Source organism: Methylobacter sp. BlB1 (assembly GCF_015476545.1).
Classification (GTDB): domain Bacteria; phylum Pseudomonadota; class Gammaproteobacteria; order Methylococcales; family Methylomonadaceae; genus Methylobacter.
In genome coordinates, this window is sequence record NZ_JADMKV010000033.1 from 1 (window position 1) to 26,815 (window position 26,815).

The window sequence follows — 26,815 nt, forward strand, 5'->3', positions numbered from 1 at the left end:
GATCGTTGCGATCGAAGAGAAAAAGCTTGCAAAACGGAGGAGTCCATATATGTGCCGAGGTACGAGGTGCATCATTCTCGATATGGCTGAGTGAAGGCAACATGAAATCCACAACAGGAACCCATAGCATGACCAAAAACGTTTACCAAAAGCCGTCGCCGGAGACCCAGGCGGAAGCGCTGAAAATCGCCAGGGCGACGCAGCGCCCGGGGCAAACCAAGGAACAAACCAAACTGATCGCCCAGGGCATTGAAAAAGGCATTGCCCTTTATAAGAAGCAGCAAAAGGAAAAGGCCAGGGAGTTGAGCCGGAAGCTCAAGAAGGCTTCAAGTCAGCAGCAGCACTCTGCCGAGCCGGAGGACCAGGAAATGGAAATTGTGGAACGGATTGTTTACCGGCAGCATTGGCTGCCCTGGCTGCTGCTGGCTTTGAGCTGGCTGGGGTGGGGTGTTTATTTTTTCGTTTCCCGAGGCCAATGAATATTCATTGCAGCGGCCGGGGGTATGCGCCTGATGCCGGCATTGGCCTCTGTTTTTGTTGCTTTCCAGACTCCGAAGCACAGAGCGGAACCGTGGGACGGATTCCGCCGCATCTCCTATGCGGCAGATAGTGCCTGTGTATCCTTCAACTCCGTCAACTTCTCAAAATAATCCACTACCAGCTTCGCTTTGCTATGGGAATTCAAACCTTCAGCCAAAACAATAGTCCCCGAGGCGGTTTTGGCGATGATCTGGTAATCGATGTGATGAGTACTGCCGGACTGGCTGCTGCCGTTTTGTTTGATTTCGATCGAGCGAATCAGCGGATAGGCGGAGGTTTTGTTGCTGACCGGAACGCCGAGAATGCGCCGAACGGCAGTGAGCGAATGGCCGTCGAACCGGACGTGCAGCGAGTTGAACAGAGCGTATAAACCGGAAAGCACAATCAGACTGCCGACAAGACCGAATATGCCGCTCATGAGGTTCAGCGGGAAGCCTTCCTGTGTTGCCTGCTTCCAGAGGAATACGCCGACGCCGCTGAAGATGCCGCCAAACAGCATGATGGCAAATGCGCTCAGCGGCTTGCGCCACATTGGGTAGTAGATGTCGACGCGGCTGCCGGTCCGAGTCAGCGGCAATAGTGCGTCTGCTCTAGATTGCACATGCCCGGATGGTTGGTGTTGCGTGGAGAGAGTGGTGATGCGGCGGGACTTTTCTTTGCCGGGATAGACGGGGATTTCGAAGCTGCGCTTTAAGTCTACACCGGGCATATCACCGTGGATATTGAGCCGCCACAAATGGTAATTGTCGCTGTGCTCTTCACTTGACGGCAACCCGTCCGGCACTTCAAACCGGTATTGCAGGCGAGTACCGTGCATCGATGGATGGACCTCGGCATATCCCTGGTCCTGCCAGATGACTTTTTCGCTGCGCGAACGATCTTCACCGCGGCCTGAAATGTAGCTGTTGATGCAGCTAAGGGTCACTTCGAAGGCTGTGGACGGCTGGCAAGGAATGTTGACCAGTAGCTCGCCGCCGACATCGCCTCCGATTGCGCCAGGGAAAGGGTCTATGGTCATCGGCGTCGCGCCGAAACGTTTCCATTCCAGTGTAGTTTTGATCGCCCAGAACAGCAGGCCCAGACCCACGCACGGAAATAACAGCACCAGCAGCGCAAGCGCGCCTTTCTCGCGCCAGATGTCCGGTATGAAAAAGGCGGTAGGGGTGCTGATCAGATTCCAGAATACAGCAAAACCCCAGGCGAAATACATGCCGGTTTTGGCATTGGACTGGATGATGCCGCCTTGCCATTCGGGCCGCTGCAACCAGGGCTTTGTGCCGCCCGCCCGTATCGCCGCGGTTTTTGCGCCGCGCAGGCCGAAATAGATCATCGCAAAACCGGCACCGCCGAAGGCAACGACGAAGATCAATTTGAAACCGAGCAAGCCCCAGCGAATGTCCCGATTCAACACGGCATCTGCGGGATTTGAAGGATCATACCAGACGCTGACCGTCTGGTTGTTTATGCGGGCATTTTCCAGGCGACTGCCCAGCGATTGCTGGAAGTCGCCGACATTGTCGTTGCCTGTGTTGATGGCGACACGGTTGCCGCGATAGTCCCGCCCGTCGACGTTATAACGGTATTCGGCTTTTACCCCATAGGTTGTGGAATCGTCGGAATGGCTGGTGACGATCTGGGCCTGCAGCAGGGTTCCCGGCGTTTCCGGCCAGGAAGCCATGCGCGCAGCGTCATGCAACGTCGGCACAATGGAAAACAGCAGGAAACCTGCACCGATGCAGAAAAACGGCAGCCCGAACAAGGCAAGCAGCCAACTTTTTTCGGTTTTGACGGTAGAGGGCATGTTTTATTCCAAATAGCCACTGATTGGATGGATGATCGCCTGAATGCGGGGCTTTGGCATCGGCGTTTCTCTGCACAGGCAGGGGCGCTGTGCACAATGTCATTTTAGTAGATATAGCGCAAGGTGGCTGAAAACTCATGCAAAGCAGATGTGCGCGGGCATGGTGAAGGGCCGCCATTGGCTTGAAGCCTAGGCTGACAGGGCAAGATTTTGCAGAGCGAGCCAGGGATTCTTCCCAGAACGGTCCCATCCTTCAGAGAATTAATTCTTTGCTTTTGTGCCGTGGCGTACATAAGTTTTGTTCTTTTTGTTGTAGCTTACATTCCTTTGCTGGGAGCAAATGGCCTGTGGCTATTCTCCAGGAAGAAGTCCTATCTCTTTTAATTCAATCACTTGAGGGAAAGATATGACTCAACAGATAGTTAGACACAGATCACGCAGATCTTCTGTGCAAGCCGTGATTTCTTTTCAATCAAATGAAGAGAGATGGACATATTGAAAAGTGTTTACAGTCGGTGAAAAGTCATGGGCCAAAAGGATAATCCTCCAGAAACATTGCATCAGCCAGCGCAGGCTATAGCGAGCGTGGATGTAATACCCGTTATTGAAGAACAGTTACGTATTGATAAAAGGGTCGTGGAGACCGGAAAGATACGAATTTCAAAACGGGTGACAGCACATGAAGAAACGGTCGCCGTGCCGCTGATGCATGAGGAGATACAGGTGGAAAGGGTCGCTATCAACCAGTTTATCGATTCACCGCCGCCCTCAGTCCGATACGAGGGCGACACGATGGTGATTCCGGTAACAATGGAAGTGGCTGTGGTTGAAAAGCGCCTGATGCTAGTCGAGGAGTTACATGTAACTAAACGCCAGAATCAAAAGCAGGAACCCCAATCAGTGAATTTAAGCAAGGAGACGGTGAGCGTTGAACGCCTCAACATTGACCGCCCTGATTACTATGGCGCCGAGCAAAGCGGATGCTGACAAAACACCTTTGTTTTTAATCGAAAATCAGCTTTATAGGTAAAGATTATGAGTCAGACAGTAGTAGGCATATTCGATGATCCTTCCGATGCCCAAGACGCCGTGCAGCAACTTTTAATTCATGGTTTCTCTCGGGCGGATATTGATATCTCCATACAGAAATCCGAGCAACGCGATGAAAAAAAGCTCAGCAGTTTTTTCACCTCTCTATTTGGGACGGATACGGCAAGATCCTATACCGAAGTGGCCCGGCAAAGCGGCGCCATCGTGACTGTCCATGCCGACTCGCCGAGCCAGGCTGCTCAAGCGGCAAACATTCTTGATGATGCGGGCGCTCTGGACATGGATGAGCAGGCCTACCAATACGGCACTGGCGTTTCCGGACAAGCAGGGCTCTCTGAGCAGCAGGCTGGCGCCGCCGAGCGGGCCGGCATTGCCGAACCGATCGGCACCTGTGGACCAGCCGGGGCCACCGGCAGGGAGGAAACCATTGCCGAGGCGGCCAGCAGGGAAAATGCCATCCCTATTATTGAAGAGCAGTTAAACGTAGGAAAAAGAGAAGTTGAAACGGGCCGGGTCAAGCTGCGCAGCAAAATAATTGAGCAGCCGGTCGAGGAGCATCTGAGGCTTCGCGAAGAGCATGTGCATGTTGAAAGACACGCCGTAAACCGGCCTGCCTCCGAGGCGGATCTGGCAGGTTTTAAGGAAGGCGAAATAGAAATCGTCGAACACGCCGAAGTGCCGGTTGTTAATAAGGAGGCGCGTGTCGTCGAGGAAGTGCAGATCGAAAAGGAAATAGGCGAGCGTGAGGAAATCGTCAGGGAGAAATTGAGAAAAACCCAGGTGAATGTAGAGGGCGGAAAAAGGCCGCAGTAATGTTGCAGTCCATAGGATGTGCCGACGACCCCATGGATGGGGAAGGTAGAGCACCAACAGTAGGCGCTTTAGGCGACGCAGGAGCAGTTGCCGAGGCGCAGCCCGCGATGGATGCATTTCACCGTGTCGCTTAAAGCGCTTGCTCTTGGCCGGCATATCCTATGGCCCTACATTGCCGAACTGATGATGGCGGACTGTTGAAGCGGATCCGCCTGCGGGTTAGGCCTGTGCGTGATTGCAAGACCTGCCCCTTTATTTTTCGCCGATCATTTTACCTTCGAGGTATATCTCATTAAGGAACTTGGTTCTATCGGCAGTCATTTTGCTTTCGCACTTTAAAAGGTCCCAGTCTCGCGATGTGCCGCCGCTAGACAGGGTGTAATAAGCATGGCAATTGGCATCTCGATATTTTAGCCAAACCCTCTGACTTTGAATAAGGGCTTCTCTTATTTCTTCCTTTGGCACCAAGCCATCTTTGAAATCGTCTGAATCTATTTTTCTTATGATTTGCTGATAGACCTGGTTAAGTTTTACGTCTGCCAGTTCATATTCTTGCTGTGCCTTGCAAAGATGCTCCGGCAAATCGCACTCATCGGATGCTTGAGCAACAAAAGAAGCTGACAGCAAAAATAAAAATATTAATTGATTCTTCACCAAATACTCCACTCTCTGCACATGAGTCTTTATTGTATTTAACGTTGGAATTGAGCAGCGGTTCAGGCGAAGCCTGATACGTCCGCGAATGATTTGTGTATGCCCAGCATGGGCGTGAACTTATGGGTGGAAGTTCCCTGTCAGAGAACCGATATTGATTAACATTCAGCATAGGTTGACGATTATAACGACTAGCCGAAGGCAAGGGCAATATCGTCAGGTGTCGTCTGGCGGAAGTCTGGGAGCTGACGGACAGAAGTTATATAGAAAGCCGAATCCCTAACCCCAAAAAGGTATGCGGTGCGTAACCGTCTACAAAGTTTTGTAGGCTGGTGAGGAACGAACCGCATCAATCGCGAACGATGCGGTTCCTATCGTCACCCCATCCTGCCGCGCTACGCCTGTTGGACAATTGCCGAGGGCATTCCGGGTCGGATACCCTAAAGGGCTCAAGTGCATTCGCCCCTACAGCGTCTTCGAAGAAGAAGTTGATGGGCTGATCCGCCGGCAAATCGCACAACAGCCGGCCTTCACCCCACTTGAATATCCACACTCGGATAACGGACCCGCCGTTTCTTGGGCGTGGCGATCACATAGGCCGCCGTCAATGGCCCCAAACGCCCGACGAACATCAGCACCATGATCAGACACTCGCCGGCGGTCGAAAGTTCTGTCGTCAGGGCTCTGCTCAAGCCGACCGTGCTGAGCGCGGATACGACTTCAAACAGGATATCGAGCAGCGGCGCGTTTTCCAGCGCCGACAGGGCCATCGTGCCGACAATCACCAGCATCATCGAGATGACACTGACCGAGAAGGCCTTCATGACCACGTTACGCTGCACCGACCGGCGCATCATCGTGACGTCGTCGCTTCGGTTGAGAAAAGCATAGGTGGTCATGAACATGACGATAAAGGTGCCCAGCTTGATGCCGCCGGCCGTACTCATCGAGCCGCCGCCGATGAACATTAGCACGATCATCAGCAGTGCTGTCGAGTCGGTCAGGGATTCGACAGGCAGCGTGTTGAAACCGGCCGTGCGCGGCGTGACGGCTTGAAACCAGGCGGCCGTCAATTGCCCGGCCAGCGGCAGGTTCGCAATCGTTCCTCCATTGTGGCGCTCAAACAGCCAGATCAGCAGCCAGGCGCTCAGGTTGATGATCACTGTCGCACCGATCATCAGCTTCGTATACGGCTGCAACCGCTTCCAGCCGCGCGTCTGCCACAGGTCCATCAGTACGCCGAACCCGATGCCGCCGATGATGATCAGGGACGTGATGATCAGATTGACCGGCACATTCCCGACGTAGGCCGATAAATTGTCCGCAGATAGCCCAAACCCGGCATTATTAAAGGCTGAAACCGTATAGAAAAAGGCATGGAAAGCTGCCTGATGCCAATCCATTTCATCGCTCCAGATCAAAGTCAGCAGCACGAAGGCGATGCTTTCGACAGTGAGTGCAAAATAGACCACGGCGCGCGCCACTTCACGGATCTTGTTCAGGCTGGTCTGGTTGAACGCCTCCAGCGCCAGAAGCTGATGCCTGACGCCGATCCTTTTGCCTATGCTCAGAATGGTCAGCACCGAAAAAGTCATGAAGCCCAGGCCGCCGGCCTGAATCAGCAAAGCGATCACGGTTTGCCCGAAGGTGGTAAAGCGCGTACCGGTATCGACCACGCCCAGGCCGGTCACCGTAACGGCCGAGGTAGCCGTGAACAGCGCCTCCAGCCAAGTGACAGGACGGGTCGTGGACAGCGGCAATTTGAGAATGGAGGCGCCGAGAATGATCAGCGTCAGATAGCCGGCCCCCAGAATGGTCGGCGGACTGGCTTTTAAAACCCTGCTTGTCAGCGAGGATCGGCCGCCTTCGAAGCGGTTGACGAGATGCTCTACCATTGCGCTACATGAACCGGTCTGCCAGTTTCAGCAGTGATTTTCTGACTCCGGCCAGGACCACGGTGTCGTTCGGCTCGATCAGGAACGGGTCGGCTGGATTCGGAAACAGTTGCTCGCGCCGTTTCACCAGAATGCCGAATACTTCGCCTTTGACGCTTGACAGCAGTTCGGCCAGCGAAGCGCCGGCCATCTGTTCCGTTACCTTGACCTCGACGATATATTGCTTGTCGCCCAGCGCCATGTACTCGCGAATCATCGGATAAGCCAGAGCCTGGGCCGTACGCGCGCCCTTTCCTCTTCGGGATGGATGATATGGCTGACGCCCAGCCGGCTTAAAATCAGGTGATGCGCCTGTGTCGTCGCCTTGACCCAGATGTTGTCGATGCCCATGTTTTTCAGATGCACGACGCAGAGCAGGCTGGCCTGCAGGTTCTCGCCGATCGCGATGATCACGGCATCGTATGCCGTCGGGTTCAGCTCTCTCAGCGCATGCTCATCCGTCACATCGGCGACCGCCGTATAAGTCAGCGCATCGGCAAAGGTTTCGATCACGCGCCTGTCGCTGTCGATGCCGACGACATCATGCCCCATCCTCATCAACTGAAGCGCCAAGGTGGCGCCGAAACGCCCCAGGCCTACCACTGCATACTGAGCCATAAACAACCCTATCAATTAACAAAGTCTGCTTTGTTGCCGAAGGTAGCCTAACGGTCCGGCCTGTCATGCTGATGGTATTCTAAAAAACAGATATGGAAATCTAATTATATCGTTTTTAAGAAACATCAGAGTTCACTACCATTTACTCAGACACACCGTTCAATCATTTATTCAAATTTGAAAGCAACACAAAGGGCACAGACATGGCAGCTAACGTTGAGAATATTAACCTGAAAAAACAGCGCACGGCTGAAATCACCAGCCGGATCGGCCAAATGCTTGAAGACATCCGTTTTGGCTCGATTGAAATTGTCATTCACGACGGCAAGGTGGTGCAGATCGAGCGCCGCGAAAAGCTCAGACCTGAAGTTTTCGGTAATTAAATTAACAAAATCCACCGGATCACCGGGGATTTGAAACAGATGTGATGCAGCCGGGCGTTCCCATGCTCCGCATGGGAACGCTTCCGTATGGCTGAAGCGGCGCGGAACGGGACACTGGAGCATCCCGAAGACAGTTTCTGCGCGGCGTCTGTGAACTATAAATAATCTACCGGAATAGCCGGCGATTAAATTAAAAAAATTAAAAAGGCGGCAAGACACCGGACAACCGGAAAGGGCTGCTATCTGGGGAAACGCATGAGGACCAACAACGTTTTACTTTTAACGGCCGCCATTAACGGTCTGTTAGCTGTCAGCGGTATTCAACCGGCAACCGCCTCTACCGCTAAAGAAAAAGACGAAAAAATCGAATTACTGGAACGTCGCCTGCTTTTGCTGGAGCAGCGCCTGGAAGCCGCCGAGCGTAATAATACCGAGCATACTAAGGCTCCGGTAGCGGACGACAAACTGCAAGCGCTGGACCAGAAAGTCAAAATTCTGGAGCGGAAACACGAAGTCGATAAGGAAATCGCCATAGAAAACGCTAAAACAGCCCCTATATTTGAAGCTGGCCCGAAAGGCGTGAGCTTTTCGTCGGCCGATGGCAGCAACTCGGTACGCCTGCGCAGTTCCATACAGGCGGACGGCCGCTTCTTTGTCGATAATGAGTCAAAGGCAAAGGACAGGTTCGATCTCAGGCAGGCGCGTATCTGGTTGGAAGGGCGGTTCTGGAAATATTTCGACTATAAGCTCATGCCCGATTTCGGCTCTAACCAGACGCTGTTGGCCGATGCCTATGTCGATGTGCATTATTTTCCCTATGCCAGCTTGAATATCGGCAAACAGAAAACGCCGATCAGCTTGGAACGTCTGCAAGGCGATTCCGACGGCAACTTCATGGAGCGCGCCTATCCGACTTATCTGGCCAGCAACCGTGACATTGGCGTCAAGTTGCACGGCAGCTTCGCCAGGCCCGGCGATAAAGTCCAGTATGCTGGACCTATCGACTTCAAAAACTTCTTCACTTATGAAGTGGGTGTATTCAATGGCGGCGGCGACAACGGCGCCGACAATACCGACAAGGAAAACGACGACAACAAGGAAGTGGCGGCCCGCCTCTGGTCGCATCCGTTCCAGAACTCCGGCATTGCTGTGCTGGATGGTCTCGGCGTCGGTGTCGCCGGCAGCTGGGAAGTGCCCAACAACAATAAAACCACCGTCAAGAACCTGAAAACCCCGCTGGGCCAGAATACCTTGGTTGACTACACCAAAGTCGGTACAGGCACAACGGAAGTGGTCGCGGACGGCGAACACTATCGCATCTATCCGCAGGCGTACTGGTTTTATGGGCCTTATGGCTTGCTGGGCGAGTATGTACTGTCGTCTCAGCAGTTGACCGGCGACGGCGGCAATACGCATATTCAGCAGGACAACACGGCCTGGCAGATTCAGGCGTCTTATGTCGTGACCGGCGAAAACAACACCTTCCAGAGCGTCAAGCCGCGCTCGCCGTTCGATCCGTTCAATGGCCAATGGGGCGCCCTGCAACTGGCGGCGCGCTGGAGCGAATTGTCCATCGATGAGGACACATTCAAACCGATCAATGGCGTGCAGTTGTTGAACCCGGCCAATTCAATCAGAGAAGCCAGCTCTTGGGCGATCGGCGCCAACTGGTTCCTGAACCAGAATACGCGCTTGATGGCGGATTATGAAAATACGCATTTTACCGGCGGCGCCAAAAACGGCGGCGACCGCCCGGCTGAAAACGTGTTTTCAACGCGGCTGCAGCTGGTTTTCTAACGCTGCGCCGCGGATTGTGGGGGCGACTTCAGTCGCCCATTGATTATCAATACAAGGTTGTAGGGTACGCACCGCGTACCATTTTGGAGCGTCCATAAGTGGTACGCGGCGCGTACCCTACTGTTGATAAGCGAAGTCGCCCCCACAAGTTGATAAATATCGAATAATTCGATGATAAGTTCTAATTATATCGTTTCTATTATTAACCCGGCTTACGTACCATTTGCATCAATGAACAAGCGCTAACAAAGCCGTCTTGAAACCTTTTACTTATTCTTTAAAGACAGGATACACCATGAACACAAAAATAAGGCTGAAAACCGGTTTGCTGGCGGCGAGTCTTTTGGTCAGCAGCGCCGCATTCGCCGACAGAACCTTGCTGAATGTCTCCTATGACCCGACCCGGGAGCTGTATCAGCAATTCAATCAGGAGTTCGTCAAATACTGGAAGGAAAAAACCGGCGAGACGGTCACGGTTCAGCAATCGCACGGCGGCGCGGGCAAGCAGGCGCGAGCTGTTATCGACGGCCTCGATGCTGACGTATTGACGCTGGCCATCAGCTACGATATCGACAAAATCGCCGCGAACGCCAAGCTGCTGCCCAAGGACTGGCAGAAACGCCTGCCCAACAACAGCGTGCCCTATACCTCAACCATGGTTTTCCTGGTCCGCAAAGGCAATCCGAAAGGCATCAAGAATTGGGATGATCTGGTGAAAGAAGGCGTATCGGTCATCACGCCAAACCCTAAAACCTCCGGCGGCGCGCGTTACAACTATCTGGCCGCCTGGGCCTTCGCCGAAAAAACCTACGGCAGTAAAGAGGCCGCCAAGGACTTCATCAGAAAGCTGTACAAAAACGTACCGGTGCTGGATTCCGGCGCCAGAGGCTCCACCACCACCTTCCTGCAGCGCGGCATCGGCGATGTGCTGCTGACCTGGGAAAACGAAGCCTACCTGGCTCTGAAGGAATTGGGCCAAGGCGAAGTTGAAATCGTCGTGCCGCCTTTCAGCATTCTGGCCGAAACGCCGGTTGCAGTCGTTGACACGGTGGTCGACAAACACGGCACGCGCGACCTGGCTGAAGCCTATCTGAATTATCTGTACTCGCCGGCCGGCCAGAAACTGGCAGCCAAAAATTTCTACCGTCCGACCGACACTAAAGCCGTCGATGCGGCCGATCTGGCCAACTTTCCGCAACTGGAACGCGTAACCGTGGATCAGGCTTTCGGCGGTTGGGACAACGTGCAGAAAGAGCATTTCGATGACAAAGCCATATTTGATCAGATCTATTCACCAAGCTAGTTAGGCACACTGTAGGGTACGCACTGCGTACCGTTCCGGGCTCATAAAAAGCTTGGAAAGGCACGCGGTGCGTACCCTACAGGCTGCCCTTATATCATTCTGTTGCCGGTGGGCACGAATAGGTTGTGTCCACCCTGCCGTTGGGGCGATACCTATAAAAATTTATGCTCACCACCACGAAAAGCGTAAAAAAACATGAGTCAAAGTAACATCATGCCGGGCTTTCGCCCGACTCTCGGTTTCACCCTGTTTTATCTGGGGCTGGTCGTGCTGATCCCGTTAAGCACGCTGGTATTCAAAAGCTTCCAGTTGAGCTGGGATGAGTATCTGTCCGTCATTACCAACGACCGCGTGGTCGCCTCTTTCCGCGTCAGCTTTGTGACTTCGCTGGCGGCCGCCGCCGTTGCCAGCCTGTTCGGATTTATCATTGCCTGGGTGCTGGTGCGCTATCCGTTTCCGGGCAAGCGCCTGTTCGATGCCCTGATCGATTTGCCGTTCGCCTTACCGACGGCGGTTGCGGGCATCGTGCTGGCGACGATCTACCAGCCTAATGGCTATATCGGCCAATGGCTGACCGAAATCTTCGGCCTGCAAATTGCTTACAAGCCTCTCGGCATTATCGTGGCGCTGATTTTCATCAGCCTGCCGTTCGTCGTGCGAACGGTCCAGCCAGTGCTGCAGGAATTCGACTCGACCATGGAAGAAGCCGCGTCCAGCCTTGGCGCCACGCGGCAGCAGGTGTTTGCCCGCATTATTCTGCCCAACCTGTTGCCCGCTTCGCTGACCGGTTTTGCGCTGGCCTTTGCACGCAGTGTCGGAGAATACGGCTCAGTCATTTTTATCGCCGGCAATCTGCCTTATGTTTCCGAGATCGTGCCACTGATGATCATCACCAAGCTGGAGCAATACGAATATGCCGGCGCCACGGCGATCGCGTTGACCATGCTGGTCATTTCATTTCTCTTGCTGCTGGTGATCAACCTGCTGCAACTGTGGGTGCGCAAGCGCTCAGGACAACTCTAAAAGGATACCGACATGAGTGCTATTGCTTACCCTGTCCACGAGGCTAAAACCGTTGAGCGGCCGCATGCGCTGCGCGATCCCGACTGGGTCAGATGGAGCCTGACTGCCGTCGCCCTCGGCATTATCGTTTTGTTTTTATGCCTGCCTTTGGGCATCGTAATCGTCGAGGCTTTTTCGAAAGGCTGGCAGACTTACTGGTCGGCGCTGACGCAGCCTGACGCCCAATCGGCCATGCAGCTGACATTGCTGACCGCCTTAATAACCGTGCCGCTCAACACGGTGTTCGGCGTGGCCGCGGCCTGGGCAATCACGCGCTTCGAATTTCGCGGCAAAAGCCTGTTGACGACGCTGATCGACTTGCCGTTCTCGGTGTCGCCCGTGATCTCCGGCCTGATTTTCGTGTTGTTGTTCGGCGCGCAGGGTTGGTTCGGCGAATGGCTGAGAGCGCATGACGTGAAGATCATCTTCGCCGTGCCGGGCATCATTCTGGCTACCTTGTTCATCACCTTCCCGTTCGTGGCACGCGAGCTGATCCCTTTGATGCAGGAAATGGGTAGCGAAGAGGAAGAGGCAGCGCTGTCGCTGGGCGCGAGCGGCTGGCAAACCTTCTTGATGGTCACGCTACCGAACATCAAATGGGCGCTGCTGTACGGCGTGCTGTTGTGCAATGCCCGCGCGATGGGCGAATTCGGCGCCGTTTCGGTCGTATCGGGCCACATCCGCAGTCTGACCAATACGCTGCCGCTGCACGTCGAAGTCAGTTACAACGAATATGACTTTGTCGGCGCCTTCGCCAGCGCCTCGCTGCTGGCAGGGCTGGCCATTGTGACGCTGGTCCTGAAAAGCGCGCTGGAATGGCGGCAGGCCAGACGATAAACCTGAGCGATATGGGCTGGGCTGCAAACCCGGCAATTCGTGCCGCTAATGCTGGGTTTAGCAACCCAGCCTACACAGTTCCAATAGTTTTGTGAGACGACTTATGAGTATTCTGCTTTCCAACATCAGCAAGAAATTCGGCCAGTTTTCAGCGCTGAACAACATCAACCTGGAAATTCCCGAAGGCGAACTGGTTGCACTGCTGGGCCCTTCGGGCTGCGGCAAGACCACCTTGCTGCGCATCATTGCAGGCCTGGAGCAAGCCGATCAGGGGCGCGTGCTGTTGAACGGCGAAGACAAAACCGACCAGCATGTCAGCCATCGCGGCATCGGTTTCGTCTTTCAGCACTACGCGCTGTTTCGCCACATGACCGTTTTCGACAACGTGGCTTTCGGGCTGCGCGTCAAGCCGCGCAATCAGCGGCCGAAGGAAAGCGAAATTGTCAAAAAAGTCCACGCCCTGCTGGAACTGGTGCAATTGGACTGGCTGCACGACCGTTACCCGGATCAGCTGTCCGGCGGCCAGCGCCAGCGCATCGCCCTGGCGCGCGCCCTGGCCGTGGAGCCGTCCGTGCTGCTGCTGGACGAGCCTTTCGGCGCGCTCGATGCCAGCGTGCGCAAGGATCTGCGCCAGTGGCTGCGCAACCTGCATCACGAGCTGAACGTCACCAGCATTTTCGTGACCCATGATCAGGAAGAAGCCATGGAAGTCGCCAGCCGCGTGGTCGTGCTCAATCACGGCCGCGTTGAGCAGCAAGGCTCGCCCAGCGAGATTTACGACCGTCCGGCCAATGCTTTCGTCTCGCGCTTCATCGGCCAGACCAACGTATTTACGCCGGAGCAGATGGACGACATTTGGCTATCCTCGTACGGAGTACAGCCCGGCAAAACCGCGCATGTGCGTCCGCATGACATCGATATCGAAAAAACAAACGATCAGGATGCGAAGGTCACGCTGAAAGACTGGCAGCATCTGGGCGCATTGATCCGCATCGAGCTGGTCAAGAATGGTTCAAACGACCGGTTTTACGCCGAAATGCCTAATGAGCGCTTCAAGCGCCTGCAGCTCGGCAAAGGCGACAAGGTGTCCATGCGCATCCGCCAGGCGCATTGGTTCTAGTAGATACAACCCGACTGTAAAGGACTATAACCATGAACTTAAGCCAACTGGAATTACTGCGCGTGCTGCAGGAAACCGATCTGAACCTGTCCAAAGCGGCCGACAGGATGCACATCGTGCAATCGGCCGTCAGCCGGCAACTGCAGCTTTTTGAAAGCGAGCTGGGCTCGCCCCTGTTCGAGAGAAAAGGCAAAAAGCTGACTGGCCTGACGCCTTTAGGGGTTCGCATCATGGATGAAGTGTCGACGATCAACATGGCCAAAAATAACATCCGTGCCATCGCGGCCGATTACCTGGACAGCCATCAGGGCACCTTGCACATTGCAACTACGCATACGCAGGCCAAGTATTTTCTGCCGACCCCGATCCGGCGCTTCCGGGAAAAATATCCCGGCGTCAGGATCTACATGATTCAGGCCTCGCCCGAACAGTTGATCGACCAGCTGCATGCGCACAAGGCCGATATCGCGATCTGTACGGAAAAAGTCGATGAAGATGCCGGACTGGTGCTCAAGAAATGCTACGCATGGCACCATGCGGCCGTCATGCCGCAGGACCATCCGCTGAGCACGGGCGAGATCACGCTGGAGCGGCTGGCGTCTTTTCCGATTCTGACCTACAGCTTCGGTTTCACGGGCCGGTCGAACATCGAACATGCCTTCAGAAGCGAAGGGCTGGAGCTCGACATCATCCTGGCCGCGGCCGACACGGACGTGATCAAGACCTATGTACGCCTGGGGCTGGGCGTCGGCCTGATCGCGGGCATGGCCTACGACGCGCTGGCGGACCGTGATCTTGTGGCGCGCGACCTGTCGCATCTGATTCCGCATTCGACGACCAAGATCGCCTATCTGAAACACAACTATCTGCCGCTGTACAGCCAGCATTTTATTGAGGAGCTGTTGAGCGCGGCCGATCTGCACCGCAACAGCAAGGAGCCGTTGCCGTTGCAACAATAGGAAAAACACAGCCTCTGCCGCTTGGCTCTGGCTTTTTTGCCTGCGATTTTAGGCGATGGCGACAGACGGCTGTCGCAGCGTTCTGAAATCGCGGATTGATCAACAAGGAATCCCATCTTCATGCAGGAAAATAATCAGAAAAACATTAGCCGCTGCGACCTCGACGCCATCGTATCGGAACTGCGGCTGCTGCGGAACAAATCGCTGCAGCGCCGGCAGCGAGAAGGGCGGCCTACGAAGCTGCCGTCCCGAAAGGCGCTGATCGACGTTCTTGAAAAGCTTTCGGCGGCGCTTTTTCCGAACCGTCTCGGCTCAGGGGAACTCACCGATGAGAGCATCGATTATTTTGTCGGCCATACGCTGGATGCGGCGCTAAGAGCCCTGTGCGAGCAGGTGCGCCGCGAGTGCTGCTTCAAAGCTGAACAGAACGGCAACGTCGTCTCCGAGTGCAATCAACAGGCAGATAGCATCAAGCGCGATTTTGCCGCGCAGCTGCCGGCGATACGCGCGCTGTTGGATGAAGACCTGATGGCGGCCTATGAGGGCGATCCGGCCGCAGCCAGTCCGGACGAAGTGCTGGTCTGCTATCCGGGCATGACCGCCATTATTTACCACCGGATCGCGCATGTGCTGCACTCGCTGGGAGCGCCGCTGGTAGCACGCATGATTGCCGACATTTCGCATTCGGTCACCGGCATCGACATCCATCCGGGCGCCAGAATCGGGCCCAGCTTTTTTATCGATCACGGCACCGGCGTCGTTATCGGCGAAACGGCCATTATTGGCCGGCATGTGCGTTTGTACCAGGCCGTCACGCTGGGCGCCAAACGCTTCCCGAAAGACGCGGACGGCACCCTGATCAAAGGCAACGACCGGCATCCGATCGTCGAAGACGATGTCGTGATTTATGCCGGGGCCACCATTCTCGGCCGTGTGACCATCGGCCAGGGCTCAACCATCGGCGGCAACGTCTGGCTGACGCACAGCGTGCCGCCCGGCAGCATCATCACGCAGCCCCAGGCGCATAGCGAAGCGCTATCCGGCGGGGCTGCAACTCAACAGGAGGGAGCTTACAACAGCCACTGAGTCAATTTCGTATCACTAAAAAATAATAACTAATCACCAGACAAAATAATCAGGAAATAGAAATATGTCAGATATACATGAAGCCTATACCGCATTGAGCGATGTTGCCGCGCGTACATTGGCCAATGCGACCAAAACTGTCCCCATGATGTCCACCATCACGCCCAGATGGCTGGTTCATTTGCTGCACTGGGTGCCGGTCGAGGCGGGTATTTACCGCGTCAACAAGGTCAAGAACGAAACCGGCGTTGCGGTCGACTGCTCCAGTCTGGACGAGCGCGAACTGCCGCAGACTTTCGTCGACTATGAAGCCTGGGGGCGCGAGTACCGGCTGGGCGCGGTCAACACCGTGCTGGACATTCACACCCGCGTCTCGGACTTGTATAGCAGCCCGCACAACCAGATCCAGGAACAGTTGCGCCTGACCATCGAGACCATCAAGGAGCGCCAGGAAAGCGAGCTGATCAACAACCCCGAATACGGCCTGCTCAGTAACGTGGCGCCCTCACAGAAAGTGCAGCCGCGCGTCGGCACGCCCATACCCGACGACATGGACGAGCTGATCACCAAGGTCTGGAAGCAGCCCGGCTTTTTCCTGGCCCATCCCCTTGCTATCGCCGCTTTCGGCCGCGAATGCACGCGCCGCGGCGTACCGCCCGCTACCGTGACGCTGTTCGGCTCTCCGTTCCTGACTTGGCGCGGCATTCCGATCATTCCATGCGACAAGCTCAAGATCGTCGACGGCAAAACCAATATCCTGCTGATACGCACCGGCGAGAGCCGTCAGGGCGTGGTCGGGCTTTACCAGCCGAACTTGACCGGCGAGCAAAGCATGGGCTTGTCGGTGCGCTTCATGGGCATCAATCATAAAGCCATTTCGTCCTATCTGATCTCGCTCTACTGTTCTTTGGCGGTGCTGACCGACGACGCCATCGCGGTGCTTGAGAACGTCGAAGTGGGCAAATACTATGATTACAGCTATGACTACAAGTGATTTTGATGCCCGGAACGCCTCTGCGGCGCCGGAACTGTCGGCCGAGCAACTGGAGCGCATGGCTAATGCCCTGTTTTCGGCCCTGCCCGGCGACGGCGATGCGGCCGGCGTAGCGGCGCAAGAGTTGGCCGTGCAGGCCGCCGAGCATCCGAGAGCGATGAACTGCGCAACAAAACTGGCCGGACTGCTTAACCCGGCCGGCGCTGCGCCGTCTGTTTCCGGCACGCCCGGCGAAGACACGATGTTAAAGGAACTCGCCCGGCAGATAGCGACAGTCGATCACGCGCCTTTGAACGGAACATCCGGTTCATCGTTTTATTTTCTCGACGACCTCATGCCGTTCGGCCGCAGTCCGGAAGCGCCGGGCGTCGGCAATGCGCATCCGCCTTTCGACGTGCATGCCGTGCGCCGCGACTTTCCGATCCTGCGGGAGCATGTCAACGGGCGGCCGCTGATCTGGCTGGACAATGCCGCGACGACCCAGAAGCCGCAGTGCGTGATCGACCGCATCGCGTATTTCTACCAGCATGAAAACTCCAACATCCACCGCGCCGCGCATGAATTGGCGGCGCGCGCCACCGATGCCTACGAGGCGGCGCGCAATACGGTCGCCCGCTTCCTGCACGCGCCGTCCAGCAATGAAGTCGTGTTCGTGCGCGGCGCCACCGAGGCGATCAACCTGGTCGCCAAGTCCTGGGGACGCCAGCATATCGGCAAGGATGACGAGATCATCGTCACCTGGCTGGAGCACCACGCCAACATCGTGCCGTGGCAGCAGCTGTGCGCCGAGACCGGCGCCAAGTTGCGGGTCGTGCCTGTCGACTATGACGGCCAGGTGCTCTTGGACGAGTATGAAAAGCTGTTCAGTTCGCGCACGCGGCTGGTTGCTTTCACGCAGGTGTCCAACGCGCTCGGCACCATTACGCCGGCCCGGCAGATGGTCGAAATCGCCCATCGCCACGGCGCGCGCGTGCTGATCGACGGCGCGCAGGCCGTGTCGCACATGCGCGTGGATGTGCAGGCGCTGGATTGCGACTGGTACGTGTTCTCGGGCCACAAGATCTTCGGGCCGACCGGCATCGGCGCGCTGTACGGCAAGCGGGACGTGCTCAACGGCACAGTGCCCTGGCAGGGCGGCGGCAATATGATCAAGGATGTCACGTTCGAGCATACCCAGTACCATCAGGCGCCTACGCGCTTCGAGGCCGGCACGGGCAATATCGCCGATGCGGTAGGGCTGGGGGCTGCGCTGGAGTACATGGAAAAGCTCGGTATGGACAATGTCGGCCGCTACGAGCATGAACTGCTGGTCTATGCCACGCGCGGGCTCAAGACCATCCCGGGCTTGCGCCTGATCGGCACGGCAGCCGACAAGGCCAGCGTGCTGTCCTTCGTGCTTGAAGGCTTTACGACGGAAGAGGTCGGTTCGGCGCTGAACAAGGCGGGCATTGCCGTGCGCTCCGGCCATCACTGCGCGCAGCCTATTCTGCGCCGTTTTGGCATCGAAGGCAGCGTGCGTCCTTCGCTGGCGTTTTACAACACCTTCCAGGAGATCGACGTGCTGGTCGAAACCGTGCGCGCCATTCAAAGCAAAAGACCTATCTGAAGTACCGAGGGTAGGCGCTTCAGCCGCGATTGCCGCGGTTGAAGCGCTTTTTGCGAGATGATATGGAATTGTTTTACCGAAGCGGCCTCATTGCAAGGCGCTGTTTCTGATCTGTTGAGAAGAAAATATTAAGCCGTTTCTAAAAATTGCAGTAACTGATGTTGCGCGGGTGGGGGTCGAATTCATTCGACCCGAGATACGTAATATCAGTTGTAGTAACACTCTTTACAATAAGGATTTTGGCAGCAGGTGGCGAACCACCTGCCGACATCAAAGGCAACCGATTACTTGTTGCCGGCCTTGAGATGCTTGACCGCTTCTTCAGCGGCTTCGGTCGCCACTTCGGTATGTCCCTGTTTGCCGTGTTCGATGGCGCTTTCCAGTGATTTTACGCCTTCATCGATGTGATTTTTGGCTTCGCCTTTGGAAACCTCGGCGCTTTTCTGGGCATGTTTCAGCGCTTCTTCCGCATGCTCAACCAGAACGGAAGCATGTCCCGCTTTGCCATGCGTTACCGCGGCATTGGCATGTTTCAGCGCTTCGTCCGCATGCGGTTCGGCAAAAACGCTTGTGTTCAATAAAAGTAATAAGCCTGTAGCCATTAATTTGAAAATTTTCATATTCGACCTGTTTTAAATAGTTAGTAAACGAAAGGTATTTTTGTATCAGGTTGAGGCTTTGTATGGCCTTGCATTCTCATGACCGATGCCGGTCATCTAAAGTCAGGCTATTTTTCGGCACCCCCCAAGTTGATGTTTCTTAAATTCTATTTATGGCGTTGTTCTCCATGGTGCTGTTTCAATTCCTCCCATCTGGCCAGCTGCTGCGTGGTCAGGACTTGTTTGATGGCCGCTTGCGATTCCTCGTGCAGAGCCTGAATCTTTTCACGCTGCTGGCTGAAAATTCCCTCCAGCTTGGCTTGCTGGTCTTTCGTCAATTCAAGCGCTTTGCTCAGCTGCTCAACGCCGTGACCATGATGATGCCAGCTTTCGGCCTGTCCTTGGCCGGGAACGGCGAAAGCCGTGACAGGAAGGGCCATCGCAAGGGATAAAAACAGGATTTTCTTATTCATAATGTTTCTCCGTTGATTGAATATTGACAGGCTCTTTTTCCGGAAGCAGTTCCATGAATTAATTCATCTGAGGTCATGATGAAAAATCCCGCAAATGCTCCGGCAAGCTATTGATTAGCTTTTGGCCTGAAACGGATGGACGGCGGTTGATTTCTGGGCCAGTACATCAACGGCTCTCGGTTCGCCTGCGACCGCGCGCTTGATAGCCAGACGCGTCGCTTCGTAATTGAACGCCTGGATTTTTGCATCGTCTTCGGCCAGCCAGTGAATAAAGACGCCCACGGAAATAAAAATATCGTCAGCCTCATCAATGGGTAAAATGCCATCCTCGACCGCATCGGCAACTGCCAGCGCTACGCCTCTTTGCGCGGGACCGAACAATTGCGTGGCCTGTTTGCCGTTTTTGATGGTCACTTTATTGAATAGCACAGTGGCCGGCTTTACCAATAGATTGGGAGCCACGACGGCCAGCAGGGTGGTAAAGCCGTCTTTGTTGTTGGTCAAGGCATTGGCAAACGCCGTTTCTGCGCTGCTGCCCCGGGGGCCTAATATCAGGTCAATATGAGCCACTTCACTGCCTTCCCCTACCAGCGCTTCGCCAATATGCAGCTTATTAATTCGAGCCATTTTTCTACTCCGTTTGTATTGTTGAAAGCGTTTCCTGTTGCACCGGATACGCACCTATCGATAACTAAGCGGTTTTCATGCCAATCATGATAAAACTCGATAAATCAAGGCAGATACGGATAAGGCAATCCGTTTTGCTTTGTGATGGCTGTTGCTGATTCAACCTGAGTTGCTGAATGGGTGTTTCAGAACGAACAGTGCGGCAGGATGATGGCATTATGATCAAAATCAAACACAGACCTTGGAGAACTATGGCCTTGACGTAAATAATGATGGTTCCGTCATTCGCCATTTTGGTATTGTTCTGCTCTTGTGCCGGCGTTTGACGGTATTGCCAGGACATAGCATCGTTTTGCACATAGATTCATTGCCGTATGACCGGAGATATTCATGACTGAATCCAAGCCCAAGCCCGCCGCGGTATTATTCATAGCCATGCTGGCATCCCTGCCCGTCTTTTCCGATACCATTCTTCATCACACGCCGCCTTTTGTGCCGACGGGCATGGCGCCGCTGGGAAACGACCGGCTATTGCTGTGGCGGGACGATGGCCAGGTGCAAATGCGTGACGGCAACGGTGAATGGTCGGCGGTTTTGCATCTGCCCATGCAGAAGGTCATACAGATCGAACCGGAGAGCTCCGGTTTTCTGGCTTTCGGTGCACCCGTGACGCCATTCGGGGCAAGTTTCATTGTGGCCTTTGATCCGGCAGGCAGGGAAATCGAACGCTGGTCGGTCGCTGGGGCATGGGATATCAAGGTTACTCCCTATGGAAGGCGGGCAGTGACTCGAACCGGGCTTTTGCCGCTGTTGCCTCAAGCTGTCGTCGGCGCCGAAGAACCTTTCCCGGCATGGGGCGGCGATCAGCGGGAGGAACCACGATTTCCTCCGGAGCTGTTGTACTGGCTGGGAGGGACGATTTTCTGTCACCGCGCCGATCTGTCCTTGCAATCTTTTTCCCATGCGCGCTGCGAACGACCGGGCCCCGGAGGATGGATCTATGAGTATGGAGAGTCGACGTTGGCCCCAGTCGCTTGCGGCCCCTGGCTGCTGGTAAACGAGGGTAAGCGCCAGGAACAGCTTGTCGTACTTGACATGGCGACGGGCAAGATTCTAGCCCGGCGGAATTACCCCAGCGATCCGCATATCGCTTGTGCCGGTGGAGAGGAATTGGCGGTCGGCGATCGTAATCTCGAACTAGTCCGACTGCCGTCGCTGAAATCACGCTGGCATTTTCCCATCGCTAAAGATCGGGTGATTGAGCTGATCGCATTAGAGCATTACCTGGCCTATCGTGGGGAAAACAGCCCGGACTTGCTGCTGGTGCCGCGGCCGGCTCCTGAGCACCAGTGATGCAAGCTTCATGCGATTAGGCGTGACTGTTGTGCGTGAATTGCGGCGGTTTTCGGAACAATGATGGTCGTCGTCTTATTCTTTTACATACCTTTATTATCAATAAGATATAAATTTTTTTTGGAAAAACTTAACGCTCTTTCGATACAAAATTTGGAAGAATGCTGATGCCGTCTTCCATGGTTAGATAAATTTCCTGATTGGAACGCGAATATGGATGAGATATGTATTACAAGTCTAACATTATAGCTTTGTTGCCTTGATGGCTAAAAACAGGGAAGATATGCGGGAGCTTTATAATAAATTGTCAGAAATTAAGGATTAAGGAAACATCATGACAGTATTAGTTCCGGGGGAAACAGAAATAGCTTCTGAAACCGATGTTCGTGCAGGATTTATCGGGATTGGTGGAGTAAATGACGCATTTGATTTGTACCTAGTGCTGCTAAGTAATGGAAACTATAAATTAATAGTATTTATGAAAGTCCAATTCTTTTTTCAAGATGGAAACGGAGGAAAATGGACTAACAGTGAAAAGACAACTTTTGTAAATAAATGGGAATCCGCGATCAAGCAAAAATGGGGAGGGAGGGTATTAAAACAGCTCAAGTCGAATAAAAATGTCAGTATCGAGTTCAGATTCAAAACACAAATCGGCGGATGGATGCTTGATCATTGGGAGATTAATGTAGAGAAAGTGAATAAGTTTGCTGTCAGCAGTGTCAATCCAATTATAGGAAATGTCACACTTGATAGTTTGGACTTAAAACTAACTCGTAAAAAAGGGGGAGGCTTTCAGCGCGCTGTCGTTCATGAATTTGGGCATATGATTGGACTGGATGATGAATACCTAAAAAACAGTCCATTTCAGAAAGACTATAAATCAGTAATGAATGGAGGTGAGTCAGTTCTTACTCGACATGATGCGCCGCATATGAAATGGCTCAATGAAAGGCTAAAAGAGAAGGGTATTCAGTAATTATGAAATATATCCTTATTTTGTTCTTCTCACTAATCACATCTTCATGCAATGCAGGCAATAAAATGGATAATTTAGATTCTCTCTTTTCAAAAGTGTTAGCTAGTTCAACCGCAGATGAAGAAGAAGGTACAATTGAAGAGGTTTGGGAATATATGTCTGATAACAGAATATATGTTCAAGTATATTCTGTGGATAAATTGGGAAATAAGATTGACATTGACAATGTTTCTAATATAAAAGAAATTACAAGCGTAGAAGTAGTTTTTTCTAAAGGCGAATTTAAAAAATCATTTATTTGGCAACCTATAGACAATGAAAATATCTTCATTTTATTTAGGGAAAAATAAGAGTAATTACAAACGATGGTCTTAATATTGACCTGGAGACGTTGTGTGTTCCTTGGCAAGTTAGTCCAGCGTTACGTTACAAGATGAACCATGGAAATTACATTAATCAGGCACGGCAAGCCCGCATTCGAGCTAAAAGGAAAAGTAAAATCCCGGGATGTTTGCGAGATGATCAGAAGGTATGATTCATCAGGCATAGCGGAGCCGCCGCCGGAACAAGCAAAGCAGCGGGCATCGGCATGCAAGGTGGCCGTCTGCAGCGATTTCATCCGCTCTTTGGAGTCGGCCAAGGCACTCGGATTTAATGATATCTTACTGAGCGATCCGATGTTTCGGGAAATTGCCGTACCTCATTTCAAGACGGGTTCATTTGCCATGTCAGCCAGCGCCTGGGGTGCGCTGTTGAGATACATGTCGGTATTCGGTTTCTCGCAAAATGGGGAGTCGCTCTCGATGGCAAAAAAGAGGGCGCAGGTTGCGGCATCGGCTTTGATTGACATAGCCCATGTCCATGAAAGCGTTTTGCTGGTGGGGCATGGCTTTATAAACTATTTTCTAGCCAGGGAATTGCTGTCCAGAAACTGGGTCGGCCCCTCAAAGCCAGGCGGCGGCTATTGGGAATACGGGGTATATCAATATCATGCGGTATGACATGGCGCTGGGCGCCGCAAAGCCTGAACCAGGGGCAGGGTGCGGCTGGCTGCTCAAAGCATCCGACTCGCCGTTTCGGAGGACCCTATTCTAAGGCCGCTCATTTAAAATGTTACACAACAAAAAGGAAGTTTAATGGCTCAAGTAAAAATTTACGGCATTCGGGAAAAGCAGGCGCCGGTGCGCGAGCGTTTGTCAGAAACCACACCAATGTGTCATGGAAGCCTTGCAGTTTTCGGGCGATAAACGCGCACATCGTTTTTTTTATGATGGAGAAGCTTGAGCAAGTTGATCCCCCATATCGACCGCCCACTGCAATGATCATAATGCCAGCACATCACTTCGTTCTCGTCAGTCCAGGATTTTTCCTGGATGGTGTCGTCGAATATCAATACGCCGTCTTCCCGTTCTATTTGACGAACGGTTGATTTCACGTGTCGCCATAGATCCCGTGAGTTGTATTCACGCTTCGCTAAAAAAACGCGTCACACGATCATGGCTCACATCACCATCCACCATGGCCGACAACCCTGACGCTGTTGTCGCACCAAACGTACTGATCAAATAATCAGTGTATAACTCTAATTCTGCTTTTTTCATCCGTATAGCATAGCGGGTTTTAAGGATGACTGCGTAACATCAATTACTCTCTTACAGCAGCCTGGAAACCTTGCCGTCCCTTGAGCCGAATGCCGATCCTCCTGCTCCATACCCCAATCCCAGTTCGACTGCCTATGAAAAATTACCATCAGCGATATGAATTATTGCTGAGGTGATTTTTTTTCATCGTTTTATTCTGTTGTGCAAAGGCGCTGAGCACTCTGGCGCGCCTTGACAAAGACTTTGCGGCGTCAACCGCCTGGTCCGTTTCTATCCGATGCAAGCGTGAAGCCCGTAGACCATACGCAGCAGCGTATTGATCCATGGCAAACAACGATCGGGAAGGTGTTGCGCGGCATCTGTAACTGTTCACTTGAAATGGGGATATCAAATGAAAAAACGTACTTTATTGGGACTGGCCACAGTCTCTTCGCTTTTATTCAGCAATCAAGGCGCATTTGCACACAGCGCTGCCGAAGCCCAGTCGGGCGGGTTGCGCGACTTGATGGGCCGCAGCGCCGCGGTCGCATTCGGCAAAGTCGTCGATATTCAATACCGTAATTCCGAACCGACCCGGGAAGAACCCAATGGGGTGCCGCATACTTTCGTTACCTATGCCATCGACAAGGTGTTCCGCGGCTACTTGCCCGAAAAATTCACCCTGCGCATTCCGGGCGGCGCCGACGGCAAAGGCGGCGTGTACACCGAAACGACTGCGCCCACCTTTGCGCGCGGCGAAACCGATGTGCTCTTTATCGAAGGCGGCGAGCCGGGCGATTGCCAATTGGTCGATTGCGTCGGAGGGCGCTTTCGCGTCTCCGAAGACCACATCTACAACGGCTACGGCGTACCCTTGGTCGAAGCCGAAAAAATGCTAAGCTTCGGCGGCAAGCCTCATTTCGAGCTGAATACGATGGAGCTGCCGCGTCCCGATTTCGATAAAGTCATCACCCAAGCCGAAACCATCGCCTGGCTGAAAGAGAACCAGATCGACGAAAGCCGGCTGGACGAACTACGCAAAAAATACGAGGTGGAAGCGCCCGCTTTTTATCGCATCAATTTACAGGCGGAAGGCATCAGCGACAGAGACGATGATTCCGGCGAGGAAGAAGCCGGCGTCATCGACACATACCGCGATCCGCTCAGCACCACCGAATTTTTCGCCCTGCTGGAGCATTTCAACGCCGAATTGGGCACGCCCGATCTGAAAGTCGTCGAAGCGGACCCCGGCCAGGCATTTTTCGTCAAGCCGCCCGTTGCCGAACCGATGCAGGAGGTCAGAACCGATCTGCCCAAGGCCAGCGACGAAGAACTCAGAGAACGCGAGAGACTGGACGGATTATCCCAACGGGATGAGCCCGATAGCGCTGATTCCAGCTTTAACAAACTTACCGTTAACTAATCGAAAGGGATATAACTCATGAAACAGATCAGATTTTTTGTGATGCTGCTCCTATTGATAGCGGCGCAATCGGCATTTAGTGCTTCCTGGCTGGAATGCAACGGCGACAGCGGAAAGAAATTGCGTTGGGGCGGAAACTCGACGAGCGCGCGCATCAATACCACCAGTTTTTCCGGCAGCGCTTTGACCGCTGCGCAGCGCGGCTTGAGCGCCACCAATAAGAACCCCTCGCCGTTTGTGATCAATGCCACGACTGAAACCGGCGGCGTCTCCCGCGGCAACGGCCAGAACGAAATCTATGCCAAGAACATCTCGCCTCCCGGCGTGGCCCAGATGAACTACCATTGCTACTGGTTCTTCGGCTGGCATTACGGCCTGGACGAAGTGGACATCGTGCTCGATTCCGAGCGCAACTGGACCAGTTCCACTGCTAAGTCGGCCAACTTCACGTACACGGGTTCCGCGCGCCCGATCGACTCGGTGATTACGCATGAAGCGGGACACCTGCTGGGGCTGATGCACGTGAACTGGGAATACAACGTGATGGGCGACTCCTGGCGGCATCACCATGCCAACGGCACGCAAGCGGACATTTATTTCGGCGAAGATGCTTCCCATGGTTCGCGCGTGCTGTACGGCTCTCAAAACAGCGCGTTCAACGACGTGTCAGTCACGCACTGGCGCCGTACCGGCGCGGACGGCGAATATTCCAGCCATGGCCGCGTACGTGTCCGCAACAACGCGAATACCGCGACCTTGACCGGCATCACGATCAACGGCGAACCCGGTTTCCGCGTCACTCGCGGCACCTTGGTCAGACCGGAATTTACGCTCGAAAACAACGGCAAGTCGACCAAGAGCGACATCGGCTTCGGCATCTACGTCTCGACCAACGACTTCATCAGCACGGGTGATCGGCGCATCGCCGGCGGCACCTTCGGCTCTTTGAGCCCGGACGATGTGCACACGACCACCATCCCGGTCTTCATTCCGAGCGATTTGACGGTCGGCAAGGATTATTGGCTTGGCATCATCATCGATGAAGACAATGCGATCAGCGAAGTGAACGAATCGAATAACCAGGCCTATATTCCGATCCGAATCCAATGATCAGTGCCTGAAAGCGTCCCCGGAGCAGAAGGTTCTGTTTCGGGGCGTTGTTGGATAAACAGAATTAGTGTTAAAGTCAGGCTATAAAAACCGGCTTCCGGCATGGTCCTGAAA

30 protein-coding genes are annotated in these 26,815 nt (G+C 54.0%); 19 read left to right on the top strand and 11 right to left on the bottom strand.

Annotated features, from left to right (window positions below):
* Positions 1-128 precede the first annotated feature (128 nt).
* On the top strand, positions 129-479 hold the full coding sequence (locus tag IT781_RS13200) for a DUF2956 domain-containing protein (protein WP_194970633.1): 351 nt from the start codon (positions 129-131) through the stop codon (positions 477-479).
* Positions 480-595: 116 nt separating this feature from the next.
* On the opposite strand, the gene IT781_RS13205 is transcribed toward IT781_RS13200, so the two are convergent.
* The gene (locus IT781_RS13205; protein WP_194970634.1) at positions 596-2,341 is read right to left on the bottom strand and encodes a DUF3592 domain-containing protein; all 1,746 of its coding nucleotides are present in this window, start codon (positions 2,339-2,341) and stop codon (positions 596-598) included.
* 525 nt (positions 2,342-2,866) lie between these two features.
* Here IT781_RS13205 and IT781_RS13210 point away from each other — a divergent pair.
* Entirely contained in the window at positions 2,867-3,328 is a 462-nt protein-coding gene (locus IT781_RS13210) for a YsnF/AvaK domain-containing protein (protein WP_194970635.1), read from the top strand.
* A gap of 48 nt (positions 3,329-3,376) precedes the next feature.
* Positions 3,377-4,204, top strand: coding sequence for a YsnF/AvaK domain-containing protein (locus tag IT781_RS13215; RefSeq protein ID WP_194970636.1), 828 nt, complete (start codon positions 3,377-3,379; stop codon positions 4,202-4,204).
* A 252-nt stretch (positions 4,205-4,456) separates the two neighbouring features.
* Here IT781_RS13215 and IT781_RS13220 read toward each other — a convergent pair whose 3' ends face one another.
* The 4 genes from IT781_RS13220 to IT781_RS22380 form a co-directional block, all read right to left on the bottom strand.
* The gene (locus IT781_RS13220) at positions 4,457-4,858 is read right to left on the bottom strand and encodes a lysozyme inhibitor LprI family protein (protein ID WP_194970637.1); all 402 of its coding nucleotides are present in this window, start codon (positions 4,856-4,858) and stop codon (positions 4,457-4,459) included.
* Positions 4,859-5,388: 530 nt separating this feature from the next.
* Positions 5,389-6,753, bottom strand: a complete 1,365-nt coding sequence (locus IT781_RS13225; RefSeq protein WP_194970638.1) for a TrkH family potassium uptake protein — start codon at positions 6,751-6,753, stop codon at positions 5,389-5,391.
* A gap of 4 nt (positions 6,754-6,757) precedes the next feature.
* Positions 6,758-7,009, bottom strand: a complete 252-nt coding sequence (locus tag IT781_RS22375; RefSeq protein ID WP_228779137.1) for a hypothetical protein — start codon at positions 7,007-7,009, stop codon at positions 6,758-6,760.
* Entirely contained in the window at positions 7,006-7,410 is a 405-nt protein-coding gene (locus IT781_RS22380; RefSeq protein ID WP_228779138.1) for a TrkA family potassium uptake protein, read from the bottom strand. The genes IT781_RS22375 and IT781_RS22380 overlap by 4 nt, the downstream gene beginning before the upstream one ends.
* Positions 7,411-7,613: 203 nt before the next feature.
* Between IT781_RS22380 and IT781_RS13235 the strand changes: the two genes are divergently transcribed.
* The 10 genes from IT781_RS13235 (at position 7,614) to IT781_RS13280 (ending at position 18,557) form a co-directional block, all read left to right on the top strand.
* Positions 7,614-7,793: a YezD family protein gene (locus IT781_RS13235; protein WP_194970639.1), complete on the top strand. Its 180-nt coding sequence runs from the start codon at positions 7,614-7,616 to the stop codon at positions 7,791-7,793.
* A 255-nt stretch (positions 7,794-8,048) separates the two neighbouring features.
* Positions 8,049-9,590: an OprO/OprP family phosphate-selective porin gene (locus IT781_RS13240; protein WP_194970640.1), complete on the top strand. Its 1,542-nt coding sequence runs from the start codon at positions 8,049-8,051 to the stop codon at positions 9,588-9,590.
* A 295-nt stretch (positions 9,591-9,885) separates the two neighbouring features.
* A complete protein-coding gene (locus IT781_RS13245) occupies positions 9,886-10,893 on the top strand; it encodes a sulfate ABC transporter substrate-binding protein (RefSeq protein WP_194970641.1) in 1,008 nt (335 codons plus the stop codon).
* A gap of 195 nt (positions 10,894-11,088) precedes the next feature.
* The gene (gene cysT / locus IT781_RS13250; RefSeq protein WP_194970642.1) at positions 11,089-11,916 is read left to right on the top strand and encodes a sulfate ABC transporter permease subunit CysT; all 828 of its coding nucleotides are present in this window, start codon (positions 11,089-11,091) and stop codon (positions 11,914-11,916) included.
* Positions 11,917-11,928: 12 nt separating this feature from the next.
* Positions 11,929-12,792: a sulfate ABC transporter permease subunit CysW gene (gene cysW / locus IT781_RS13255; RefSeq protein WP_194970643.1), complete on the top strand. Its 864-nt coding sequence runs from the start codon at positions 11,929-11,931 to the stop codon at positions 12,790-12,792.
* A gap of 103 nt (positions 12,793-12,895) precedes the next feature.
* Entirely contained in the window at positions 12,896-13,912 is a 1,017-nt protein-coding gene (locus IT781_RS13260) for a sulfate/molybdate ABC transporter ATP-binding protein (protein ID WP_194970644.1), read from the top strand.
* Positions 13,913-13,944: 32 nt separating this feature from the next.
* Complete coding sequence (locus IT781_RS13265) at positions 13,945-14,871, top strand: LysR substrate-binding domain-containing protein (RefSeq protein ID WP_194970645.1); 927 nt, start codon at positions 13,945-13,947, stop codon at positions 14,869-14,871.
* Positions 14,872-14,991: 120 nt separating this feature from the next.
* Positions 14,992-15,957 carry a serine O-acetyltransferase EpsC gene (gene epsC, locus IT781_RS13270; protein WP_194970646.1) on the top strand — a complete coding sequence of 322 codons (966 nt, stop codon included), beginning with the start codon at positions 14,992-14,994 and terminating at the stop codon, positions 15,955-15,957.
* Positions 15,958-16,021: 64 nt separating this feature from the next.
* Positions 16,022-16,951, top strand: coding sequence for a family 2A encapsulin nanocompartment shell protein (locus IT781_RS13275; protein ID WP_194970647.1), 930 nt, complete (start codon positions 16,022-16,024; stop codon positions 16,949-16,951).
* The gene (locus tag IT781_RS13280) at positions 16,899-18,557 is read left to right on the top strand and encodes a family 2A encapsulin nanocompartment cargo protein cysteine desulfurase (RefSeq protein WP_228779139.1); all 1,659 of its coding nucleotides are present in this window, start codon (positions 16,899-16,901) and stop codon (positions 18,555-18,557) included. Before IT781_RS13275 ends, IT781_RS13280 begins: the two co-directional genes overlap by 53 nt.
* 284 nt (positions 18,558-18,841) lie before the next feature.
* On the opposite strand, the gene smbP is transcribed toward IT781_RS13280, so the two are convergent.
* From smbP to IT781_RS13300, 4 genes are all read right to left on the bottom strand, one after another.
* Positions 18,842-19,177, bottom strand: coding sequence for a small metal-binding protein SmbP (gene smbP, locus IT781_RS13285; protein ID WP_194970648.1), 336 nt, complete (start codon positions 19,175-19,177; stop codon positions 18,842-18,844).
* 146 nt (positions 19,178-19,323) lie between these two features.
* The gene (locus IT781_RS13290; RefSeq protein WP_194970649.1) at positions 19,324-19,629 is read right to left on the bottom strand and encodes a hypothetical protein; all 306 of its coding nucleotides are present in this window, start codon (positions 19,627-19,629) and stop codon (positions 19,324-19,326) included.
* Between the two features lie 114 nt (positions 19,630-19,743).
* Entirely contained in the window at positions 19,744-20,256 is a 513-nt protein-coding gene (gene fae, locus IT781_RS13295; protein WP_194970650.1) for a formaldehyde-activating enzyme, read from the bottom strand.
* A 64-nt stretch (positions 20,257-20,320) separates the two neighbouring features.
* Positions 20,321-20,599: a hypothetical protein gene (locus tag IT781_RS13300; RefSeq protein ID WP_194970651.1), complete on the bottom strand. Its 279-nt coding sequence runs from the start codon at positions 20,597-20,599 to the stop codon at positions 20,321-20,323.
* Positions 20,600-20,646: 47 nt separating this feature from the next.
* Between IT781_RS13300 and IT781_RS13305 the strand changes: the two genes are divergently transcribed.
* The 4 genes from IT781_RS13305 (at position 20,647) to IT781_RS13320 (ending at position 23,589) form a co-directional block, all read left to right on the top strand.
* Positions 20,647-21,609, top strand: a complete 963-nt coding sequence (locus IT781_RS13305; protein WP_194970652.1) for a hypothetical protein — start codon at positions 20,647-20,649, stop codon at positions 21,607-21,609.
* A 334-nt stretch (positions 21,610-21,943) separates the two neighbouring features.
* Complete coding sequence (locus tag IT781_RS13310) at positions 21,944-22,588, top strand: hypothetical protein (protein ID WP_194970653.1); 645 nt, start codon at positions 21,944-21,946, stop codon at positions 22,586-22,588.
* A 65-nt stretch (positions 22,589-22,653) separates the two neighbouring features.
* Positions 22,654-22,938, top strand: a complete 285-nt coding sequence (locus IT781_RS13315) for a hypothetical protein (protein ID WP_194970654.1) — start codon at positions 22,654-22,656, stop codon at positions 22,936-22,938.
* Positions 22,939-23,028: 90 nt separating this feature from the next.
* Positions 23,029-23,589, top strand: coding sequence for a histidine phosphatase family protein (locus IT781_RS13320; RefSeq protein ID WP_194970655.1), 561 nt, complete (start codon positions 23,029-23,031; stop codon positions 23,587-23,589).
* 215 nt (positions 23,590-23,804) lie between these two features.
* Here the strand turns inward: IT781_RS13320 and IT781_RS22385 are convergent, their stop codons facing one another.
* Both IT781_RS22385 and IT781_RS22390 read right to left on the bottom strand, forming a co-directional pair.
* The gene (locus tag IT781_RS22385; protein WP_228779140.1) at positions 23,805-24,023 is read right to left on the bottom strand and encodes a hypothetical protein; all 219 of its coding nucleotides are present in this window, start codon (positions 24,021-24,023) and stop codon (positions 23,805-23,807) included.
* Positions 24,024-24,051: 28 nt separating this feature from the next.
* The gene (locus IT781_RS22390) at positions 24,052-24,189 is read right to left on the bottom strand and encodes a hypothetical protein (RefSeq protein WP_228779141.1); all 138 of its coding nucleotides are present in this window, start codon (positions 24,187-24,189) and stop codon (positions 24,052-24,054) included.
* A 391-nt stretch (positions 24,190-24,580) separates the two neighbouring features.
* Between IT781_RS22390 and IT781_RS13330 the strand changes: the two genes are divergently transcribed.
* Together IT781_RS13330 and IT781_RS13335 are read left to right on the top strand one after the other, a co-directional pair.
* A complete protein-coding gene (locus IT781_RS13330) occupies positions 24,581-25,591 on the top strand; it encodes a hypothetical protein (RefSeq protein ID WP_194970656.1) in 1,011 nt (336 codons plus the stop codon).
* An 18-nt stretch (positions 25,592-25,609) separates the two neighbouring features.
* Positions 25,610-26,701, top strand: a complete 1,092-nt coding sequence (locus IT781_RS13335; RefSeq protein ID WP_194970657.1) for a CARDB domain-containing protein — start codon at positions 25,610-25,612, stop codon at positions 26,699-26,701.
* The last annotated feature ends 114 nt before the right edge of the window (positions 26,702-26,815 follow it).